General features: G+C 64.6%; 17 protein-coding genes, 1 tRNA gene and 1 pseudogene. 10 read left to right on the top strand and 9 right to left on the bottom strand.

Annotated elements, in window-relative coordinates:
- The first annotated feature begins 6 nt into the window (after positions 1–6).
- A complete protein-coding gene (locus tag AB0J47_RS05865; RefSeq protein ID WP_364340998.1) occupies positions 7–678 on the top strand; it encodes an MspA family porin in 672 nt (223 codons plus the stop codon).
- 124 nt (positions 679–802) lie between these two features.
- Here AB0J47_RS05865 and mscL read toward each other — a convergent pair whose 3' ends face one another.
- From mscL to AB0J47_RS05885, 4 genes are all read right to left on the bottom strand, one after another.
- Positions 803–1210: a large conductance mechanosensitive channel protein MscL gene (gene mscL / locus AB0J47_RS05870; RefSeq protein WP_364341000.1), complete on the bottom strand. Its 408-nt coding sequence runs from the start codon at positions 1208–1210 to the stop codon at positions 803–805.
- A 109-nt stretch (positions 1211–1319) separates the two neighbouring features.
- Entirely contained in the window at positions 1320–2018 is a 699-nt protein-coding gene (locus AB0J47_RS05875; protein WP_364341002.1) for an SAF domain-containing protein, read from the bottom strand.
- A 111-nt stretch (positions 2019–2129) separates the two neighbouring features.
- Positions 2130–2426, bottom strand: a complete 297-nt coding sequence (locus tag AB0J47_RS05880; protein ID WP_364341004.1) for an FmdB family zinc ribbon protein — start codon at positions 2424–2426, stop codon at positions 2130–2132.
- 69 nt (positions 2427–2495) lie between these two features.
- Entirely contained in the window at positions 2496–3083 is a 588-nt protein-coding gene (locus tag AB0J47_RS05885) for a 5-formyltetrahydrofolate cyclo-ligase (RefSeq protein WP_364341358.1), read from the bottom strand.
- Positions 3084–3169: 86 nt separating this feature from the next.
- On the opposite strand from AB0J47_RS05885, the gene AB0J47_RS05890 reads away from it, so the two are divergent.
- From AB0J47_RS05890 to AB0J47_RS05915, 6 genes are all read left to right on the top strand, one after another.
- Positions 3170–4126, top strand: coding sequence for a UTP--glucose-1-phosphate uridylyltransferase (locus tag AB0J47_RS05890; protein ID WP_364341006.1), 957 nt, complete (start codon positions 3170–3172; stop codon positions 4124–4126).
- Positions 4127–4326: 200 nt separating this feature from the next.
- A complete protein-coding gene (glp, locus tag AB0J47_RS05895) occupies positions 4327–5586 on the top strand; it encodes a gephyrin-like molybdotransferase Glp (RefSeq protein ID WP_364341008.1) in 1260 nt (419 codons plus the stop codon).
- A gap of 12 nt (positions 5587–5598) precedes the next feature.
- Positions 5599–6249 carry a GNAT family protein gene (locus AB0J47_RS05900; RefSeq protein ID WP_364341010.1) on the top strand — a complete coding sequence of 217 codons (651 nt, stop codon included), beginning with the start codon at positions 5599–5601 and terminating at the stop codon, positions 6247–6249.
- A 326-nt stretch (positions 6250–6575) separates the two neighbouring features.
- Entirely contained in the window at positions 6576–7637 is a 1062-nt protein-coding gene (gene glpR, locus AB0J47_RS05905; protein WP_364341011.1) for a gephyrin-like molybdotransferase receptor GlpR, read from the top strand.
- Between the two features lie 85 nt (positions 7638–7722).
- Positions 7723–7795 (top strand) — tRNA-Ala (locus AB0J47_RS05910).
- A gap of 146 nt (positions 7796–7941) precedes the next feature.
- Entirely contained in the window at positions 7942–8568 is a 627-nt protein-coding gene (locus tag AB0J47_RS05915; protein ID WP_364341013.1) for a hypothetical protein, read from the top strand.
- A gap of 177 nt (positions 8569–8745) precedes the next feature.
- On the opposite strand, the pseudogene AB0J47_RS05920 reads toward AB0J47_RS05915, so the two are convergent.
- From AB0J47_RS05920 to AB0J47_RS05930, 3 genes and pseudogenes are all read right to left on the bottom strand, one after another.
- Positions 8746–9079: pseudogene (locus tag AB0J47_RS05920) on the bottom strand (transposase family protein); the annotation flags it as partial.
- A 180-nt stretch (positions 9080–9259) separates the two neighbouring features.
- Complete coding sequence (locus tag AB0J47_RS05925; RefSeq protein ID WP_364341015.1) at positions 9260–10345, bottom strand: reverse transcriptase domain-containing protein; 1086 nt, start codon at positions 10343–10345, stop codon at positions 9260–9262.
- Between the two features lie 30 nt (positions 10346–10375).
- Positions 10376–10657, bottom strand: a complete 282-nt coding sequence (locus AB0J47_RS05930) for a hypothetical protein (RefSeq protein WP_364341017.1) — start codon at positions 10655–10657, stop codon at positions 10376–10378.
- A 1163-nt stretch (positions 10658–11820) separates the two neighbouring features.
- On the opposite strand from AB0J47_RS05930, the gene AB0J47_RS05935 reads away from it, so the two are divergent.
- Positions 11821–12978 carry a DUF262 domain-containing protein gene (locus AB0J47_RS05935; RefSeq protein ID WP_364341019.1) on the top strand — a complete coding sequence of 386 codons (1158 nt, stop codon included), beginning with the start codon at positions 11821–11823 and terminating at the stop codon, positions 12976–12978.
- Between the two features lie 870 nt (positions 12979–13848).
- Positions 13849–14058: a hypothetical protein gene (locus AB0J47_RS05940; protein WP_364341021.1), complete on the top strand. Its 210-nt coding sequence runs from the start codon at positions 13849–13851 to the stop codon at positions 14056–14058.
- Between the two features lie 310 nt (positions 14059–14368).
- On the opposite strand, the gene AB0J47_RS05945 is transcribed toward AB0J47_RS05940, so the two are convergent.
- Entirely contained in the window at positions 14369–18268 is a 3900-nt protein-coding gene (locus tag AB0J47_RS05945) for a hypothetical protein (protein WP_364341023.1), read from the bottom strand.
- Between the two features lie 95 nt (positions 18269–18363).
- Positions 18364–18840, bottom strand: a complete 477-nt coding sequence (locus AB0J47_RS05950; RefSeq protein WP_364341025.1) for a hypothetical protein — start codon at positions 18838–18840, stop codon at positions 18364–18366.
- A 106-nt stretch (positions 18841–18946) separates the two neighbouring features.
- Here AB0J47_RS05950 and AB0J47_RS05955 point away from each other — a divergent pair, with 106 nt between their 5' ends.
- Positions 18947–19156, top strand: a complete 210-nt coding sequence (locus AB0J47_RS05955) for a hypothetical protein (RefSeq protein WP_364341027.1) — start codon at positions 18947–18949, stop codon at positions 19154–19156.
- Positions 19157–19622: the final 466 nt, after the last annotated feature.

The following is a 19622-nucleotide window of genomic DNA, read 5'->3' on the forward strand; positions in this document are numbered from 1 at the left end:
TCAATTATGATCGATCGTAAGTTTGTGGCGCGCGTCGCCGGGCTCGGCGGCGCCGCCGCGCTGGCGCTGGGCCTGTTGTCCACCGGTGCGGCCAATGCCGACACCTTTGTTCCGTTGCCGGGCGGCCAAATAGTCAAAACGCTGTCCGACGGAACGGTTCTCACCATCCGGCTGGTCGGCGAATCGGCCGATATCAATCCGTCCATGGGCGCAACACCGGTGCATCGCAATGCGTGGGTGTCGGGTAGCGCGCAGGTCGAGGTGACCGACGGCTGGAACGGCGCGATCTTCCCGGGTTATGTCGTTGCCTGCCAAGTGAATATCGACGGCGGCGGTGCCGAGGGCGGCGTCACCGGTGGTCTGGACTGGAGCGACAGCCAGAACGTCAAGCCGAAGGTGAGCGCCAGCAGCGGCGCCAACCTGAGTCTGGGTCCCGGCCAGGCGCAGTCGTTCTATGTGCTCGATCTCGAGCAGGCCGACGACTTCGGCAACGAGGCGCACAAGAAGCGCAATAAGTTCAAGGGCGGCAGCGGCTCGGTCACCTGGGCCGATGAGACGATCGGTCTCAGCGGCTGTGGTGGCTACGCGCAGGCGCGGGCCTTCGTCAGTGTCGAGGTGGAGACCGACAACGTCATCACCTGGACCACTCTGTGGGGCCAGCCGTTCAGCCTCGGCTGATCGAATATTTGAACGGGCCCGTCGCGTGTGCGACGGGCCCGTTTGCCTTGTGGCGCAGGGGATTACCGTATGTGATTGTGGCGCAGTCGAATTCGGTGTTTATCTGTTGGGCAGGGGAATTCGATTAGAATTCGTGACGTCCGCCCCCGCTGCGCTGGCTGTCGGAGAGCAGGTCGCGGATTTGGATCAGCACCTCGGAATCGCTGAGTTTGGTGTCCGGGGTGGTGCCGAACCGCTTCTTCGCGTGCAGTGCGGGCAGCACCAGCACGAAGTACAGCACCGCCGCGATGACCACGAAATTGATGGCCGCGGTGATGATCGGACCCACCTGCACGAAGGTGGCCGGTTTATCAGCAACTAACTGGAAACCGAGGCCGAGGTCATCGCGTTCGCCGAAGACGGCCAGGATCGGATTGATGATGCCATTGGTGAACGCGGTGACGATCGCGACGAACGCGGTACCGATCACCACGGCTACCGCCAGGTCGACGACGTTTCCGCGGAGTAGGAATTCCTTGAAACCCTTCAACATTGCCGATATCTCCTCTTCGGGTGGGAGCTGACTCGTTGTGCTCGGCGGTTCGGGCTGCCGTATCGACCGATGCTAGTTGACCTTGATGGCAAATACTCGGCAACATTGCTCAATGAAAAACCACGGTCAGGGCGGTGCGCAGCGATGCGGCGGCCACCGCGGTGGCGTGTTCGGCGTCCATCGCTACCAACACCACGCGCTCGGGCGCGCCGCGCCGATCACCGGGACCCGATACCAGCACGACCGCGGCATTGATCGCGAGTAGCCGGGCGGGCCGAGTGCCGGGACCGCTCTGTTCCTCGGCCCCGATGACATCCACCCGGTCGCCCGTCCGCAGGATTTCCGCGACTGCCGTATCCGCCAGTCGAATGGGCACGATGCGGGCATCACCCGCCCCGGCGGCGACCGCCGCCAGTCGCGGTCCGACAATGCGCAGATCGGTGAATATCTCGCCGGTGCGCATTCCGCCGGTCAGCGTCGCGCCGACCAGAACGGCGACATCGTCGACCGCGCCCGCGGGCAGTGTGCCGGATTCGAGAGGTGTCGAGCGCAGATCGGTCGCCTCGAGCAGATGACCCGGCGGCAGATCGCGTCCGGCGACCAAGACCTCGGTGCGTGCGCTGCCGGGATCGCCGCGCAGGAACAGGACGATCGCGAGTGCGGTGAGGGCGGCTGCGAGCAGGCGTCGAGCGAGTAGCGCGTCCGCCCATGGCGGTCTGTTCCAGATAGTCGAGCGAAGCGAGTCGCCGCGGCCGAGATCGACGACCGATCGGGTCGTGCCCGACGGAATGATGCCCAGGGGAGCCATGCCGGGGAGCCTATGGTCACCAGTACCGCGACTCGCCCGAGAAAAGTCTGTCCTGTGGATATCGACAGCCCTGGGGATAGCTCCCGCAGGGCTGCTTCTATCAGGCGGAACTCAGCTGGCGACGGCCGTGCTGGTGGTGCTGGAGCTGCTCGACGAGCCGGAATCCGAACTCGACGTGGAGCTGCTTGCACCGCTGTCCGACTTCGCGGGCTCGCTGGCGGTCGAGGAGCCGCCGCGGCTGTCGGTGCGGTAGAAACCGCTGCCCTTGAACACGATGCCGACCGAGTTGAAGAGCTTGCGCAGCTTGCCAGAGCACTCCGAGCAGACGCTCAGCGCCTCATCGGAGAAGGACTGAACGATGTCGAAGCGGTTGTCACACTGGGTGCACGCATATGAATAAGTTGGCACTGGATCCTCCGCAGGGTTCGTCAATCTGGCACTCTACAGCCGACAGTGCCAACACCGCTAATCGGCATTTCATTCCGCAGCCCCAGCGCTACCCAATCGATGCAGTCCGCCATGCGGGGTGAGTGCCCAGCCCATGCGCAGATCGTGTGGTTCCTCGGGGAGCCGGTCGAGCAGTTCGTCGTCGCGTACCACCGCGATAAACCGCGCCGTCGGCCGAGCCGCGGCCAGTGTTCGGTCGTAGTACCCAGCGCCGCGGCCGAGCCGAACGCCGCGACGATCCACCGCCAGCGCCGGGACCAGGACCAGCTCCGCCAGGGCGATCGCATCGGTTAGCACCTCACCCGCGGGCTCCAGCAGTCCGAATCTGGCGCGCCGCAGATCATCGGTGCTGATGAACTCGGCCCATTGCAAGGGGCCCGGCGGCCCCGTGACCGGCAGCAATACCCGGGCGCCAGCCGTGCGCAGTGCCGTCAGCATCGCCGTCGATCCCGGTTCGTCGTGCATCGGCACGTACGCGCACACCCATGCGGGGACGTCGAGTCCAGCGACACTGTGGGCCAGCTCACGCGCCTCGGTTTCCTGGTCTGCCCTGGTCATCGCGGCCCGTCGAGCAGTAATTTCCGCCCGCCAGGCATGTTTGTCGCGCTCGCCGGGCATCTCCACAGTGATCACCTTAAGCTCACCGGGACCCGAGTCGGCGTGACGGCTGCTTCGGGCCGGTGACGGATGGATAGGGTAGGCGTATGACAGCAAAGGCCGGACAATCCGCGAATGGCGCAGTCGTGTCGTGTTTCCGCACGGCCGTCGTGCCCGCGGCCGGACTTGGGACGCGGTTCCTGCCCGCGACCAAGACCGTGCCCAAGGAGTTGCTGCCGGTGGTGGACACTCCTGGCATCGAACTGGTTGCGACGGAAGCCGCCGATTCCGGTGCGCAGCGGCTGGTCATCGTGACCTCGCCGGGTAAAGACGGCGTGGTCGCACACTTCGTAGAGGACTTGGTGCTGGAGAGCACACTCGCCGAGCGCGGCAAGTTCCAGTTGTTGGAGAAGGTGCGCAAGGCGCCCGCGCTGCTGGATGTCACCTCGGTGGTCCAGGACGAGCCGCTGGGCCTCGGCCACGCCGTCGCTCAGGCCGAGGGCGTCCTCGATGACGACGAGGACGCCATCGCCGTACTGCTGCCCGATGACCTGGTGCTGCCGTGTGGCGTGCTCGATGTGATGAGCCGGGTCCGGCGCAAGCGCGGCGGAACTGTGTTGTGCGCCATCGACGTTCCCAAGGATCAGGTCAGCGCCTACGGTGTCTTCGATGTCGCGCCGGTGCCCGATGCGGTGAACCCGAATGTGCTGCGGGTCAACGGAATGGTGGAAAAGCCCGCGCTTGCGGACGCACCGTCGACCTACGCGGCCGCGGGGCGATATCTGTTGGACCGCGCCATCTTCGATGCGCTGCGCCGGATCGAACCTGGCACGGGCGGGGAGCTACAACTCACCGACGCGATCGCACTGCTCATCGCGGAGGGCCATCCGGTCCATGTGGTGGTCCACCGTGGGTCGCGCCACGATTTGGGCAACCCGGGCGGTTATCTTCGTGCTGCGGTCGATTTCGCTTTGGAACGAGAGGAATACGGCCCCGCCCTGCGGGAGTGGCTGCAGCATCGGCTCAGTGCGGACTGGGACCCGCAGCTGACGACCTACGACTGATAGGCGCGGGCGTCGGGTTTCGCCGATAGTGGACCGTCGGGTACGAATGATGGTTCATCTGCGGTGTGAGCGACGGGCTCGGAGGCGGCAGCTCGCGTAACCACGCAGAGCCCCGGGAACACCGCGGATCGGGCAGAGCCGCGCGGGTTCGGTTGCGCGGTCGCGGAATCGGGTCGGCGACAGAGATCAGGAAGGGCTGGATGCGCTCGGTTGAGGATCAGCAGATCAAGGTGACGGCCGCGGCGGTCGCGCCCCGGCCGGTCCGGGTCGCGATCTCCGAGGCGCAAGGCCTGCTGTGTGCCGAGGACGTCGTCACCGAGCGGCCGCTGCCCGGCTTCGATCAGGCCGCCATCGACGGTTACGCGGTGCGCAGCGTCGATGTGTCCGCCGCGGGCACCGATATCCGTGACGAGGACGGCGAATTGGTCGATCTGACGCTGCCTGTCGTCGGCGAGGTGGTCGCCGGTTCCAAGCAGCCGATCCGATTGCAGCCGCGCCAGACCGTGCGGGTCGATACCGGTGCGCCGCTGCCGACACTGGCCGATGCCGTGCTGCCCTTGGATTTCACCGATGGCGGCCGCGCCAGGATCAAGGTGTACGAGCCGGTGCGATCCGGTGACTATGTCCGGCGTATCGGTGACGATGTGCAGCCCGGCGATGTCGCGGTGCGTGCGGGCACCATCATCGGTGCGCCGCAAGTCGGTCTGCTCGCCGCGGTCGGTCAGGACAAAGTGCTCGTGCATCCACGCCCGCGGCTGTCGGTGATTTCGGTGGGCGGCGAGTTGATCGATATCGATCGCACGCCTGGACCGGGACAGGTCTACGACGTGAATTCCTATGCGCTGGCGGCCGCCGCGCGCGATGCGGGCGCGGATGTGAACCGGGTCGGCATCGTGAGTTCGGATGCGCGGCGGCTGCGCGATGTGGTGGAGGGGCAGTTGGTTCGCTCCGAGGTCGTGGTGATCGCGGGGGCCATCGGCGGGTGGGCTTCGGAGCAGGTGCGCGAGGCACTCGAGGGGCTCGGTGAACTCGAAATCACTAGGGTCGCTATGCATCCCGGCTCCGTACAGGGTTTCGGGCGACTCGGGCGCGATGAGGTGCCGACCTTCCTGCTGCCGTCGAATCCCGTTGGCGCGCTGGTGGTTTTCGAAGTTATGGTGCGACCGTTGATCCGAATCGCCTTGGGGCGCAGACATCCCATGCGCCGGATCATTCGCGCCAGAACGATCACCCCGATCACCTCCATGGCCGGACGCAAGGGCTATCTTCGCGCGCAACTCATGCGTGATGAGGCTACCGGCGACTACCTGGTGCAGCCGTTGGGCGGCGGCACGGGCGGTTCGTCGCATCTGCTCGCCACGCTGGCCGAGGCGAACAGTCTGATCGTGATCGACCCGGACGACACCGAGATCAGAACCGGTGACGAGGTCCGGGTCGCATTTCTCGCACAGCGTGGCTGAGGCGTGGAGACGATGAATGTGTTCCGGGCCACGCAGCATCCCGGTTGGCCCGCGCATCTGGGGCCGGTGCGCGTCGCGGCCGGGGAGGTGACGTTGCGTCCGGTGCGGTTGCGCGATGCGGCGGCATGGAGCCGGATCCGGTTGCGCGACAGGGCGCATCTGGAGCCGTGGGAGCCGACCGGGCGCGGTGCCTGGGAGGCGCGCAACCACGTGTCGAACTGGCCGTCGCTGTGGTCGAGTCTGAAGTCCGAGGCCAGGCGCGGTGCGATGATTCCGCTCGTGATCGAGGTCGACGGCGCGTTCAGCGGGCAGTTGACCGTCGGCAATATCGTGCGCGGTGCACTGCGGTCGGCGTGGATCGGCTATTGGGTGGCCAAGGATTCGGGCGGGAAGGGTGTGGCGACAGCCGCGTTGGCGCTCGGGCTGGACCACTGCTTCGGGCCGGTCGGATTACATCGGGTCGAGGCGACCGTGCGGCCGGAAAACCTGGCCAGTCAAGCGGTTCTGCGCAATGTGGGGTTCCGCGAGGAGGGGCTGCTGAAGCGGTACCTGGATGTGGACGGGGCCTGGCGTGATCACCTGCTGGTCGGCATCACCGTCGAGGAGGTGGCGGGGACCGTCATCGATCGACTTGTGCGCGATGGGCGGGCCGCGCTGCCCTGAAATACTTGTACGCCCGTGCCGTTTTCGACGCGCCCGGCCGTTTTCGACGCGCGGCGCAAATGGTGGAACTGTGACAGGTGTGGCGTATGTGCACGGCGCGCCTGACCGAACTTGGTGCGACACGGAATTAACCTACGGACGTCGGAGGTGCGCCCCGCGCCCCCGGCATCCAGCCTGTGAGGCGGTGCCGAATACACCTCACAGCGGCCGGACGTCCGTCCGTCCGAGGCGTTTTGCGGCGAGCGAACGCACCGCGACGGGGCGCGGTGCGACCCGGTCGAAAGGCCGAGCGGACGATGCGGCGGGGACGGAGGTGCGGAGGCGAGATGCCGAATTCGATCCTGTGGATCGGCCTGGTAGTGCTCTGGGTCTTCGTGCTGTTCCCGATCCTCGCCGACCGGCACCCCAGGATCAGGCAGACGACCGACGCGGCGTTGGCGACCCGCGTATTGCACCGCGGAGGTTCCAAGCGGCGCACCAAGAGTGGCCCGGCCGCCGGCCACGACAGTGATCCGGATTACCGGCCGACCCGAGTGCAGAGAAAGCTTTCCCACAGCGATGATGCGGAGGACCGGATGACCCCACCGGCCGACGAGCAGGTCACCGAGGACGACGATCCCGCGGACAACCCGCCTGAAGCCGAGTCGGCGATATCTGATGCCGAAATCGACGAATTCGACGGTGCGGAGGGTGAATTCGACGACGATGCCGAAGAACTCGACGCCGCCGATTCCGACAATGCCGAAATCGCAACGGCCCGAACGGCTGCGAAGCAACCGGCGACCGCCGATGATGACCGGGTGGCTTTAGAGCACACCGAATCGACCGGTGCCCGAATCCCTCCGGCCCGGACAGCGGCGCCCGCTCGATTCGACGAATCCGACTCCGACGACTCGGATTTCGTGCCGACCCGGCGCGGCCGCGGCGGCTTCGACCCGGAAGCCGACGCCATCGCGCGCGCGGCACGCTACACCTTCCGCCAGCGCGCGGTCCTCGGCCTCGTCCTGGCCGTCCTCACCTGCGGCGGACTCTCGGTGGCGCTGAGCCCCATGTTCTGGTGGGGCTGCGGCGGCTCCGCACTCGTCCTGGTGACCTACCTGGCGTACCTACGCAAGCAGGTCCGCATGGAGGAGGAAATCCGCCGCCGCCGCCTCGCCCGCCTGGCCCGCAGCCGCGGCGAGCACATCGAGGCGGAACGCGAGGCAGAGCAGCGCGCCCAACAGCGCGTCATGGACCGCGACACCGCCCGCGCCCTGCGCCGCCGTTCCGTCCTCATCGAGGTGGACGACGAAGAACCCATGTTCGAACACCTGGAAACCTTCGACCCCGCCACTGCCCGCGCCCTACGCCGCAGCGCCGCCGACATGCGCCGCGCAGCAGGCGCCTGACCCATCCGCACAGGTCAACCACACGATTCGGAGTCTGCCCACCCCGCCTGATACAGTGTCACAGCGCGGTTCCCCGGAGCCGCACGGGGCTATAGCGCAGTTGGTAGCGCGTCTCGTTCGCATCGAGAAGGTCAGGGGTTCGATTCCCCTTAGCTCCACAATTTTGGTAGAATAGTGGCATTGCCCCCCCGCAAGGTACCCTCTCGGGCTCGGTGTTGAACAGGTCAGAAACCGTGAGTGCTCGGCCGACCCCACCGGACGCATGCCCCGGTCGGCTTGCTGAATCTCAGGACCGGCTCCGTCCATGGGTGTCGCGAGTACGAACGCCACGTTCGCGCAACCTGTTCAGCACAGTGACAGTATCGACGGCGAGGTGCCGGGCGGCCCGAGCGAGGGACCAACCTCGGCTGTACAGATCAACCGCCTCGTCCACCTGCTCGCGAGACAGACCGCGTCCTCGCATCGGAATATTGTGCCGATGCAGAATCGCGCTGACAGTACGACGATCGACACCAAACCGGTCTCCCAACTCATACGTCGTCGCACCGGACAGGTAGCCCTGGATCAATCTCCGGACTTCCTCGTCATCGAGACGACGCGCCCGATGCGGTGCAGACTTGTCGGCCGGCACCGGCCGTGGACTCTTATCGGCAATACCCGCTGGATCGTCATCCCCCGGATCGGCTATCTGCTGCCGTGCCAGTTCAACAAGTACCGTCGCGATCTTCTCGGCATCAGGCGGGTCACGACGGACGCCATATACACGGATCCCGCCCCATCGAGGATCGACGTTGTCCGAAGTTGCCATACGACTATCCTCGGTCCGCACCGCAACAACAGCCATGGCACCTTCTCGCAGGCCGTGACTCGATCAGGCGGCGTCCAGCCTCGAAGCTTGCTCATCATGCAAGCAGAAAAGGCTCGTCGATAAGCGCGACGCCTGAACCGCGTTGAGCCAGTTGGACCGCCTCGGGCTCGCAGGGGGGGCAATACGTTGCGGATGAAGCTAACCCAGCGCGCGGTTACCGCACACTACTCAGCACTGCCGATATGCACGCCACCGCGGTATGCCGGGACAACGAACCGGCAATGCGGCCAGCACCCAGACCGCCGCCCGACCGACCAGTTCTTTCACGATCGTCCGCACCTGGCCGGTCAGTCGGTTCGTTCGCCGTTGATCGCGTTCGACAAGCCCGGGAACCTGCTCACGGAAGGTCCTGCAGCACTGCGGTGTCGAACAAACCAGCCGCCGGACCCGCACCCGCACGATCACCATACGGCCGTCGACGGGCAGCTCGGCGACGGTCCTGCGATGGTAGCTGTGGACTTTCTCCGACACTGCGCCGCAACGCCAGCCCGGGCGCTGTCCTGGCTTTCACCACGACCTGAACGCCCTCATCGATAACATCGCCGACAACCAGCGCCGAAGAACCCCAGAACACCAGCCCCACAGCAACATTCACATCACGCGCCAGGAGGCATCGTGCTCTCACGCGGTCACCCTCTTCCGCTGAGTAGGCCCGGGGCGCGGTGTCGGGATTGCTCCCGGTCCGTTTCCCCGAACCTCTCGCCGAACCCGCCGGGCGCCTCTCGATGCAACGGGCTCTCCACGGTTTCTGTCGTCAGGCTGGTTGAAGGGTCGTCCATCGGTTGGGAATCGTGTGGCCGCGCCATCGGTAGCGGCTCACTGTCACGTTGCCCATATCGAACAACACAGTCCCGTCCGCCGCCGAAATAGGTAGCCATCGCCCACTGGCGGTGGTGAATCGGCGGCGAATGTCCTTCCATCCCCAGCGATGCCGGGTTTGTAGCATCCGGATCACCCGCTGCCAGACGAAGTGCTGTAGCGAGGTGAACCTGGCCTTGGCCACGGCATGCTTGAAGTAGTTGGACCAGCCGCGCAGAATCTGGTTGAGCCGCATGATCACGTAGTCCAGACTCTGTTGCGACCCCCGATGGGTCAGGGCACGGACTTTCGTCTTCAACGACCGGATCGGCCGGTCACCGACAAAGGCATAAACGGACCACTTGTCCGAGCCCCGCTTGCGACGCCACTGGATGTGGAATCCCAAGAAATCGACCCCGTCCGACAAGTGCCGCACCACGGTCTTCTCCGGCGAAAGCCGAAGTCCCAGAGGTGAAAGCACCTGCTCGACTTGTTCTCGCATCGCCTCGGCATTGTCTCTGGTCCCGTGGATCAGGACGACGAAGTCCTCGGCGTAGCGGACCAGCCGCCACGTCGGTGCTCCTTTGCGGCGACGATATGCCCGCTTGCTCTCACTGGCCATCGTCCCGCCCGGCTTCCAGGGCGCCATCACCTGCTCATCGAGCACGCTCAACGCGATATTGGCCAACAGCGGCGACAGGATGCCTCCTTGAGGCGTGCCGGTCGTGGTGTCCTGATGGTCGCCGAGTTCGGTGAGGATCCCGGCCTTGAGGAACGCCTTGACCAGCGCCAGAACGCGTTTATCCTTGACCCGCAATCGAACCCGCTCCATCAAGGCAACGTGGTCGATCCGGTCGAAACACGCCTCGATATCCGCATCCAGCACCCAGCGGAAGCCTCGGGTGCCGTAGTAGTGGATCTCGGCGATCGCGTCCCGCGCCCTGCGGTTGGGCCGCAACCCGTAGGAGACCGGTTCGAAATCGGCCTCGAAAATCGGTTCCAGAACCAGCTTGAGCGCGGCCTGGACGACCCGGTCAGTCACCGTCGGAATCCCGAGACGGCGAACCTTCCCCTACCCACCCGGCTTGGGAATCTTACGTTCCCGCACCGGCAACGGCCGAAAAGACCCGTCTTTCAACGACGTCCGCAGATCATCCAGAAACCTCGGAACCCCGATGAGCTCCTCGACATCGGCGGCGGTCATCCCGTCGACGCCGGGAGTTCGGGCTCCGTGGTTGACCGCGACCCGGTCGAACGCCACCATCAGCATCGCCGGGTCATGCACGAAATTGAACAAGTCGTCGAACCGACGGCCGGGATCGGCTGCCGCCCAACGGTGAAGCTTGGCCTGCATCTCCGATACCCGCCGGCGTGGCCCCGCAGGGTCACCCGACGTGGCGTCACCATTCGGTGGCGCATCTTTCGGCATTACAGTCTCCGCCTTTCTCGAAAACCGCTGCCGCCCTTCGCCATGTGACCGGCTTTCCCGGCCTCGGACTACTACGGCGGCTCCGACCCACCCAGCCCGTTCGACGGTCGGTGCGTCTATCCCCGAGCCGCGCAACTGGATCGCCCGCCACCGGGGAACCGGACCGGATGGTTCCCGTGTTCACTGTGATTCGCTCGATGAAGGAGGAGCCCGACTGTGTCCCTGCGGCATCGCCAACGGGTACGCCGTAGACCTTCCCCGTGGCCTCCCGACCGGCTTCGGTAAACCAGCCCGGAAGTTCCCAGCCGACCGAAATCGACTGGTACGCACCGCATCCTGCCCAGATCCGCCAGGTTCGAGCAGGTGTCGCATTGAGGGACGTAACAACGCCGGTTCCTGACGTACTCCTCTTCATCCCGCTTGCCGGACCCGCACCATCTGGCAGTACTGGCCACGTCCCGGCGTTGTCAGGGCTGCTCCCACCCTCCCCGGCACCACCCGGATCAGGCTGCCCTCAGCTCCACCGACCTGCTACAACAGACCGGAGGTGGTGGTCTCTCACCTCCACTCGAATCACAGCGCCTCACGGCGCAAACCGGAAGTGAGCCAGAGCCGTTAATTCGACACTCCCCGCCGCTGTTCGGGATTGGCCTGATCGCTGACCTGGAGTTACGGCATCGCCGCCGGGCCCGCTGCGAGGACCGAATCCGCTGCGCGAAAGACACCGGCCTACGCAACCTACCGTTCAGGGGCTTCGACGCGAATCAGATCTAGGTCGCGATCGTCGCGCTGGCACCGGCTGGACCTGACCGCACTGGACCGGCCGCAACTCGGCTGACCAGCACAAATCATTCCCGCAACCATAGAAGGACTTCCATCCGGGCCCGTGGAACCCGGCAGCCACCCGCTGATCGGGCAGCCCCCGTGTTGCTCACCAGCCAATGATCAACCGCCGGAAACCAATCCGAACCCGATCAGGCCGGTCCATCGGCCGGCCGAAAGATCGAGGCTAGATAGTCTGCTCCGCGCTCGAAAGCGCGCGAGCGGCAGTCCGGTGAATGTCCGTGGCGCCAAGTAGGCTGCCCTGCATGGACGATTGGGCGCAGCCAACATTCACGATCGAAAAGGGGGCATACCTTGTCAGCGACTTCATAGGCTGGAATGACGGTGGCTCGCTTGAGTTGAGTCCGGATTTTCAGCGAGGGTCAGTCTGGTCGCGCGCCGCAAAGGCACATCTAATTGACACGATCCTCATGGGATATCCCATCCCCCCTATACACATCAGAGTTGTCAACCGGGGCCGGACAGGACCTGCGCGTGAAATTATAGATGGCCAGCAAAGGCTCACTGCGATTCTAGAGTACGTCGATGACAAATTTTCGATGCCTCGTCCACGAAATACATCCACTCCGCTACCCCCTTGGGCAGGCCAGAAATACTCACAGCTGGATAGCGAGTTCCAAGACCGCATAATTTCATATTCCTTGCGGACGGAGCAATATACTGGAAATACGCCCGACGAAGTGATTTACGAGGTGTTTTCGCGAATTAACATGCACAGCGTGCCTCTCAATAGTCAAGAGTTGAGGAACGGGCGTTATTTCGGCGAATTCAAACAGTCAGCCCAGCATCTTGCGGCATCTAATAAATCGGTGTGGACTGCGCTGAAGCTATTTTCTTCTCAAGCGATTGCCCGGATGCAAGATGTCGAGTTCGCTTCTGAACTTTTAATCCTGCAAATTGCAGGGATGCAGGATAAAAAGGGTTCGGTCGACGTATTCTACAAGCGATATGAAGAGGATTTCCCGTCCCGCCTGGAGAATGAAACAAAATTTCAGGATGTACTTGATACAATTCGGAGTAGCTTCGGCGAGTTGATACCCACCACTAAATTTCAGCGGACCCCGCTGTTCTATTCACTTTGGGCCGTCATCTACCATCGGATGATTGGCATCGCGCATCAGACCTATCCGACCAGTGTCAGTCAGACCGAGCTGCCACCTACTCCGCGGGCCCCTCTTGACCGAGACGCGATCGCGCGAGTCCAGCGAGCAATTCTGGAGTTGTCCAATGCTCTGCAGTCAGGTTCAGGCGACTCGGAGGACCTTGACGAAGAAGCCATGGACGACGACAGTCCATTGAGTACAACGGGCTTCGTCGAAGGGACTCTCGGGCAGACTGACAATATCCGGCCGCGGCTACTCCGGTTCCATGGACTCTGGGACGCCGCAGAACTGTCGAGATGACGCTCGCGACATCGGCTTTTGCCGACCTAATACCCAGGTTGGATCCATACTATTCCGCTCTCGGAGAATGCCACAAACCCAGAAGCCCTCAGTCAAGCTGCAGCGGGTGCCAACTTGCCGCAGAGGCCACTTTTTTGGCTGCCTTGCGCGCTTGGGAATGGTTCGTACACAACGCGATTATCGATCTGATGGTGGCGGCACCCACAATGCATAGGCTGGACGCACCACCAGCCCGTGTGGGTCGTTTTTCGAACCGCGTCGACGCAGAACAAGAGCTCCTTAAGTGCAATTTTGACAATAGCCGTCCCGGACGGATTCGGCTTCAACCGAACCCCAAACGGTTCATAGTTCTTCATAATCCCGCCCTCGTCAGCGCAATTTGCGGCTATTTCGGTTCGAACACCAAGATGCAAGCTGTCTTCGACAGTGCCGGCACGGATATAGCGCGTATACTCTCGATTAGACACGGAATTGCACACGGTACAGATGACGCAATCCGCGAGATGCAGGGCACACTTCGCCACTACCAGCCCACACGCGCATTCGCGAGTGCAGGCGAATTCCTTCTATCAACCGAAAGTATTACTACTTCCGAACGATTCCTCGACATACTACTCCAGCAAATTTTCGACTATGCTCACCAGATTTCTCCCTAAAACTCCATCCGTAGTTTATCGATCACGCCGATAAATCCGACCGCTACTGGTAAGGGCAAGTAGCCGCGAAGTATTGATGGTCACAACGCCAGGGTGACGTCAAAGTCGTGAATTCGGAGTTTGACCTGCGGTTTTCGGTGTGTCGATGCGCAACAGCCTTCTCGGCCGAGATGTCGGTATACGTGGCAGTCGCCCCGGCGGCACTCATAGGTGTATGCAGAAGCGCTGGGGCAGGCTCCAGACGACGTTCACGGGCTCGCGGGCCGACAAAGCCGCCGACCGCCGAGCCGTCCTGATCCAGGCTCGCACACACCACCCACACCGCTTCGGCTCCACCGCGGCGCCGAAGATCCTCGACCTACCCGACACCGCCTGGATCAACCAGCCAGCCGACACCCAGGAGACCGAAACGACGGTCGCTTAACACCCGCTGGATTCGTCCACCTTGAAAAATTCCGGAGCGGCATCGGCGGTGTAGCCGTGCACCTTCGCCGACTCGGCGCCGCAACACAAGCACGCGCTGTACGGGCCCGCGCCACGACCTGCGCGGTCCCTTATCGACCACATCATCGTTTGCCGGGCCCTGACAAGCCCTAGAGCCCAAGCCCACAGAACCGGCCACCCCAACCGGGTGTTGTCGTGGCAGACCCCGAAACCGAATCTCCCGCGAAGCAGGTTGTCGACTGCTTCGTCCGGAAGGACCGTGCCATGAGTGTGTGAGTGGGATTCGGTCGCTACTGCTCGGCAACCAGGTCGGACACTAGGGAATGTAGGGCAGAAATGTCGACAACCGGCAGCGCCGATATCGGGATCTCCCATCCGGAAACAGACCAGGCAACCGCTAGGAGGTGTCTGCTCCAACTTTTGCAGTCGATGGTGCTGGTCGAACGCCCCATACTGCCGAGTAACGCCCTGGAATCCACAACCTCATAGGCGAGGGTTCCAGCACGCCCGCTGTCACGACCCACGACTTCGGCGATTGCCGCGAGGGTGTTGGCCTGTCGCTTCGGGTCGGTGATGGTGCGGGCGAGGGCCTTGGCGCGGTCGGGGTCGCTGGCAGCCACGGCTTCGGCGATTTTGGCGAGGGTGTTGGCCTGTTGCTCCGGGTCGTTGATGGTGTCGGCGAGGGCTTCGGCGCGGTCGGGGTCGGTGCCGGCCACCACCGCCGCGATTTTGGCGAGCACGTGAGCCTGTCGCTTCGGGTCGGCAATGGTGCGGGCGAGGGCTTCGGCGTGGTCGGTGAGTCGGGCGGCGTGGTCGGTGCCGGCCACCACTTCCGCGATTCTGGCGATCATGTCGGCCTGTCGGTCCGGGTCGGTGATGGTGTGGATGAGGGCTTCGGCGTGGTCGGTGAGTCGGCCGACGCGGTCGGGGTCGGTGCTGGCCACGACTTCGGCGATTCTGGCTAGGGCGTAGGCCCTTTGCTTTGGGTTGGTGATGGTGTCGGCGAGGGCTTCGGCGCGGTCGGTAAGTCGGGCGGCATGGTCGGGGTCGGTGCTGGCCACTACCTCGGCGATTCTGGCTAGGGCGTAGGCCTGTCGCTTCGGGTCGGTGATGGTGCGGGCGAGGGCTTCGGCGCGGTCGGTGAGTCGGGTGGCGCGGTCGGGGTCGGTGCTGGCCACTACCTCGGCAATTCTGGCGAGCACGAAGGCCTGTTGGCCCTTGTCGGTGATGGTGTGGGTGAGGGCTTCGGCGCGGTCGGGGTCGGTGTCAGCCACGACTTCGGCGATTCTGGCGATCGTGTCGGCCTGGTGGTCTGGGTCGGTGATGGTGTCGGCGAGGGCTTCGGCGCGGTCGGGATCGGTGCTAGCCACGACTTCGGCGATTCTGGCGAGCACGTAGGCCCGCCGCATCGGGCTGGTGGTGGTCTCAGCGAGGGCTTCGGCCCGGTCGGGGTCGCTGGCAGCCACGACCTCGGCGATTCTGGTGAGGGCTTTGGCCTGTCGCCCTGGGTCGGCGATGGTGTGGGTGAGGGCTTCGGCGCGGTCGGTGAGTCGGGTGGCGCGGTCGGGGTTGGTGGCAGCCACGACCTCAGCGATTCTGGCGAGCACATAGGCCTGTTGGTCGGGGTCGGTGATGGTGTCGGCGAGGGCTTCGGCGCGGTCGGGGTCGGTGGCAGCCACGACTTCGGCGATTCTGGCGAGCACGTAGGCCTGTCGCCTCGGGTCGGCGATGGTGTCGGCGAGGGCCTCGGCGCGGTCGGTGAGTCGAGCGGCGCGGTCGGGGTCGGTGCTGACCACCACCGCAGCGATTCTGGCGAGCACGTAGGCCTGTCGCCTCGGGCTGGTGGTGGTGTCAGCGAGGGCTTCGGCGCGGTCAGGATCGGTGCCAGCCACCACTTCGGCGATTCTGGCTAGAGCGTAGGCCTGTCGCTTCAGGTCGGTCATGGTGTCGGCGAGTGCTTCGGCGCGGTCGGTGAGACGAGCGGAGAGGTCGGTGCCGGCCATCACTACGGCGATTCCAGCAAGGGTGTATGCCTGTCGCTCTGGGGCGGTGATGGTGTGGGTGAGGGCCTCGACGCGGCCGGTGAGTCGAGCGGCGCGGTCGGGGTCGGTGCTGGCCATCACCTCGGCGATTCTGGCGAGCACGTAGGCCTGTCGCTTCGGGTCGGTGATGGTGTCGGCGAGGGCTTCGGCGCGGTCGGGGTCGGTGCTGGCCACTACCTCGGCGATTCTTGAGACAGCGTTGGCCTGACGCAGCGGGTCGGTGATGGTGTAGGCGAGGGCTTCGGCGCGGTCGGGGTCGGTGCTGGCCACTACCTCGGCGATTCTGGAGAGGGCATAGGCCCGTCGATACGGGTCGGCGATGGTACGGGCGAGGGCTTCGGCGCGGTCGGTGCCGACCACCACCGCAGCGATTCCGGCGAGTGCGTAGGCACGCCGATGCGGGTCGGTGACGGTGCGGGCGAGGGCCTCGGCGCGGGCGGTGAGTCGATCGGCGCTGTCGGAGTCGGTAACCGCCACGACCTCGGCGATTTTGGTGAGAGCGTAGGCCTGTTGGCCCGGGTCGGTGATGGTGTCGGTGAGTCGGGTGGCGTGGTCGGGGTCGGTGCCAGCCACAACCTCGGCGATTCTGGCGAGCACGTAGGCCCGTCGCTGCAGATCGGTGATGGTGTGGGCGAGTCCTTCGGCGCGGTCGGGGTCGGTGCCGGCCACGGCTACGGCGATTTTGGCGATCGCGTTGACCTTTTGTTCCGAGTTGGTGATGGTATGGGCGAGTCCTTCGGCGCGGTCGGGGTCGGTGCCAGCCACGGCTACGGCGATTTTGGCGATCGCGTTCACCTGTCGCTCCGGGTCGGTGATGGTGCGGGCGAGGATCTCGGCGCGGTCGCATTGACCGAGGCGTGCCAGCACCGTCAGCAGGTCGAGTGGGATGTTGTCGTTGCGGTTGTGGATACGGTCGCGGTGGCGGGCCAGACGCGCGGCACTGAGCAGGTCGGGGTCTTGTTGGTCGCAGATGTGTTGTTGCGCGGTGCGGATCTCGGCCAGCGCGGTTGCGTCACCTCCGGTCCGGATACGCATCCGGTCGTGGCGGGCGGTGTCGAGAGCCGCGGTGATCATCCGTGACAAGTCGCTGTGCCTGTCGAGGACCGGGAAGTAGCGGCGGAACAGGAAGTCTGGGGTGTGAGTCGGCCAGCCTTGTTCGCGGTAGTGGTCAGCCCAGGCGTGTAGCTGATCCAAGCTCGCGGTCAGTTGTCGTGGGCCGAGACGTTCCTCAGCAGTGCGTTGCAGGGTTTCGTGAGCCAGCGCATAGACCGGGTCTGCCCGTCCGCCAGCTCCTCCCGGTACTGCAGAAGCACGGAAGCTGCGTCCGGCTACCCCGCGCAGCAGTCTGTCGATCTCGTACGGCGCGATGTCGGTGAGTTCTGTGAGTTCGGAGCTGGTGAGACCGTTGGCAGCGGTGATCAGAGCCAGCAGATCACGGTGCCGGGCCGGCCCCTCCAACAGGGCGTCGAGTTCGGCTTCGGCCCGTTCGCGGACATCGGCGGCGAACGGGGAGGAGGTGAGCAGGTAGGGCCGCGCCGCAGCCAGGAAGTGACCGTGCGGTATGGGAAGGCGGGGACCGTGACGGCTGGCGACGATAACTCGCAGATTCGGTGCCGGACGAGTCGGCAGCAGGGACACGATCTGCGGTCTGCCTGCGTCTTCGTCCAAGCCGTCGACCACCAACACCAGCCGCCGCCCGTGCCCGGCCTCGCGGCGGGCCGCCTCGGTGAGCAGTTCGTTACGAAGGCCGTCGCGGTTGATTGTCGCAGCCGCGATCGTCGTCCGCTGATCCGGCAGTAGCACCGCGAGTTGATCGAGGACTGCGGCGGTGAACGCGGTGTGGTCATTCTGGTCGGCGAGCCGGTCGGTGATGAAGAAACTGATCACCGTTACATCCGTCGGCGGATACAGGACGAACCACGACAGCAGCGCCGACTTCCCCGCCCAGGGCTCGGCCCGTATCCACAGGTAGGACCTGTCACCCTGGCAGAATCCGGCGAGGACATCGAGTTCGCCGACCCGGTCCTCAAGCCCGTCGACAGGGGCGATGAATTCCCGCACCTGTGACAGGTACAGCGACGTCCCCGACATCAACGCCCTATCCGGGACGACACCGAACTCGAAGCGGTTGTTGTAGATGGTGGTCACTGCCAAATGCCCGCCGGCATTGACTCCGTCGAGGCTGACCAGTGGTGCACCGGCAGAGTGGTCCCCGGAGGTCGATGACGCGCTCGGATCAGGGGTTACCCGTGCGCGGACGAAGGGTCCGCGCCGGACCTGCCGACCCGACCGCCAGTAAACCTAACCGAGCCGTCCACCGACACATCGGTGCCCTCGAACCCGCTGCCCTCGGTCACTAAGAGATCGGCGATCTCAAGGTCTCCCCCAACCTTGGCCCGGGTCAACCGCATACCCACAGCCTCTGCTCCGTCAGGAACCTGATCGGCCATGATTCGCAGCAATTCCTGTGCAGCTGCAAGCAACTGCTCGTCATCACCCGCCCCCGTCTTGTCGAGCCGCTTGGCAAGCAACTGCCGCCGCAACGGCTCATCGGGCTCGGACTCAACCCCAGCCACTTCCGCCTCGACCGCGCCGTACCGGCGAACGATCAGTCCCTTCAACGCCGCATACGCATCGACGACCACCTGCTTTGCAGTCGCTGTTCCACCTGCAGCCGCACCCGCAGCGACGGCCCCCGCGATCAACGTGACCGGATCCACCCCGCCGAACCTCCCGCTCTGACATCGGAACAGCCACCAGAACTGGCGCCCACCCAGACAACCTTGCCGAACTTCCGAGAGTATAGGGTCGTCCGAAAATATGAGAGTGTGCGCCACCAATTCGCGCCGGGTGACCATCACGGCCACCATCACCACCGACGGCACCGTCACCCCACCCATCCGCGGCATCCCCCTCAACGGCAACCAAGGCAACAGCACCACCGACCACAACGGCCATACCACCTACGCCCGCGCCATGGGCGTCCCCCACGAAATCCGCTGGTCGGCAGGAGGGTCGACGCGCTCGACGTCCTAATCTTGCGTCGAGTTATCGCAGAGTGGGGAAGCGATCGGCGGCAGGTCGTCTCGCACACGCGAATCATTCGACGCCGAATCCGATCCAACACTGCCTAGCCCTACTGGACGATCGCCGAACCGACCCTCGTGTCCGCGCGACCGACATGGTGGCTACGCGGTGGACAGCGTGGAGTGAGGTGGCCGCGGGGGACCACCAGCGGGATCGACGAGACGTCAATCGACACTTAAGGCTGCCCATCGTTCGACGGGCAGCCATTGGCCGGTGCGATTAAGGATCAAACGGACATCAGTCTGGCTTCCGATAGATGTATCCCGCATCAACAGTCAGCGTTCCCCAGCAAAATAGCTGGTCAGTCGAGGTCCCATCCTTATAGTGCCCCGCCGAGAGCACCACCCTGCGACAATGACGTCTGTTCCGCTGTGCCGATGCCGCCCATCTCATGCACGTGATCGTCCGTGGGCAT

This window comes from Nocardia sp. NPDC049737, from assembly GCF_040674755.1.
Classification (GTDB): domain Bacteria; phylum Actinomycetota; class Actinomycetes; order Mycobacteriales; family Mycobacteriaceae; genus Nocardia.

Coding starts and splice junctions, on each gene's coding strand:
- glpR (WP_364341011.1), top strand. CDS start 6,576: ATGCCGAATTCGATCCTGTGGATCGGCCTGGTAGTGCTCTGGGTCTTC.
- mscL (WP_364341000.1), bottom strand. CDS start 1,210: ATGTTGAAGGGTTTCAAGGAATTCCTACTCCGCGGAAACGTCGTCGAC.
- AB0J47_RS05915 (WP_364341013.1), top strand. CDS start 7,942: ATGGGTGTCGCGAGTACGAACGCCACGTTCGCGCAACCTGTTCAGCAC.
- AB0J47_RS05865 (WP_364340998.1), top strand. CDS start 7: ATGATCGATCGTAAGTTTGTGGCGCGCGTCGCCGGGCTCGGCGGCGCC.
- AB0J47_RS05875 (WP_364341002.1), bottom strand. CDS start 2,018: ATGGCTCCCCTGGGCATCATTCCGTCGGGCACGACCCGATCGGTCGTC.
- AB0J47_RS05940 (WP_364341021.1), top strand. CDS start 13,849: ATGCAGAAGCGCTGGGGCAGGCTCCAGACGACGTTCACGGGCTCGCGG.
- AB0J47_RS05930 (WP_364341017.1), bottom strand. CDS start 10,657: ATGCAGGCCAAGCTTCACCGTTGGGCGGCAGCCGATCCCGGCCGTCGG.
- AB0J47_RS05935 (WP_364341019.1), top strand. CDS start 11,821: ATGGACGATTGGGCGCAGCCAACATTCACGATCGAAAAGGGGGCATAC.
- glp (WP_364341008.1), top strand. CDS start 4,327: ATGCGCTCGGTTGAGGATCAGCAGATCAAGGTGACGGCCGCGGCGGTC.
- AB0J47_RS05890 (WP_364341006.1), top strand. CDS start 3,170: ATGACAGCAAAGGCCGGACAATCCGCGAATGGCGCAGTCGTGTCGTGT.
- AB0J47_RS05900 (WP_364341010.1), top strand. CDS start 5,599: ATGAATGTGTTCCGGGCCACGCAGCATCCCGGTTGGCCCGCGCATCTG.
- AB0J47_RS05885 (WP_364341358.1), bottom strand. CDS start 3,083: ATGCCCGGCGAGCGCGACAAACATGCCTGGCGGGCGGAAATTACTGCT.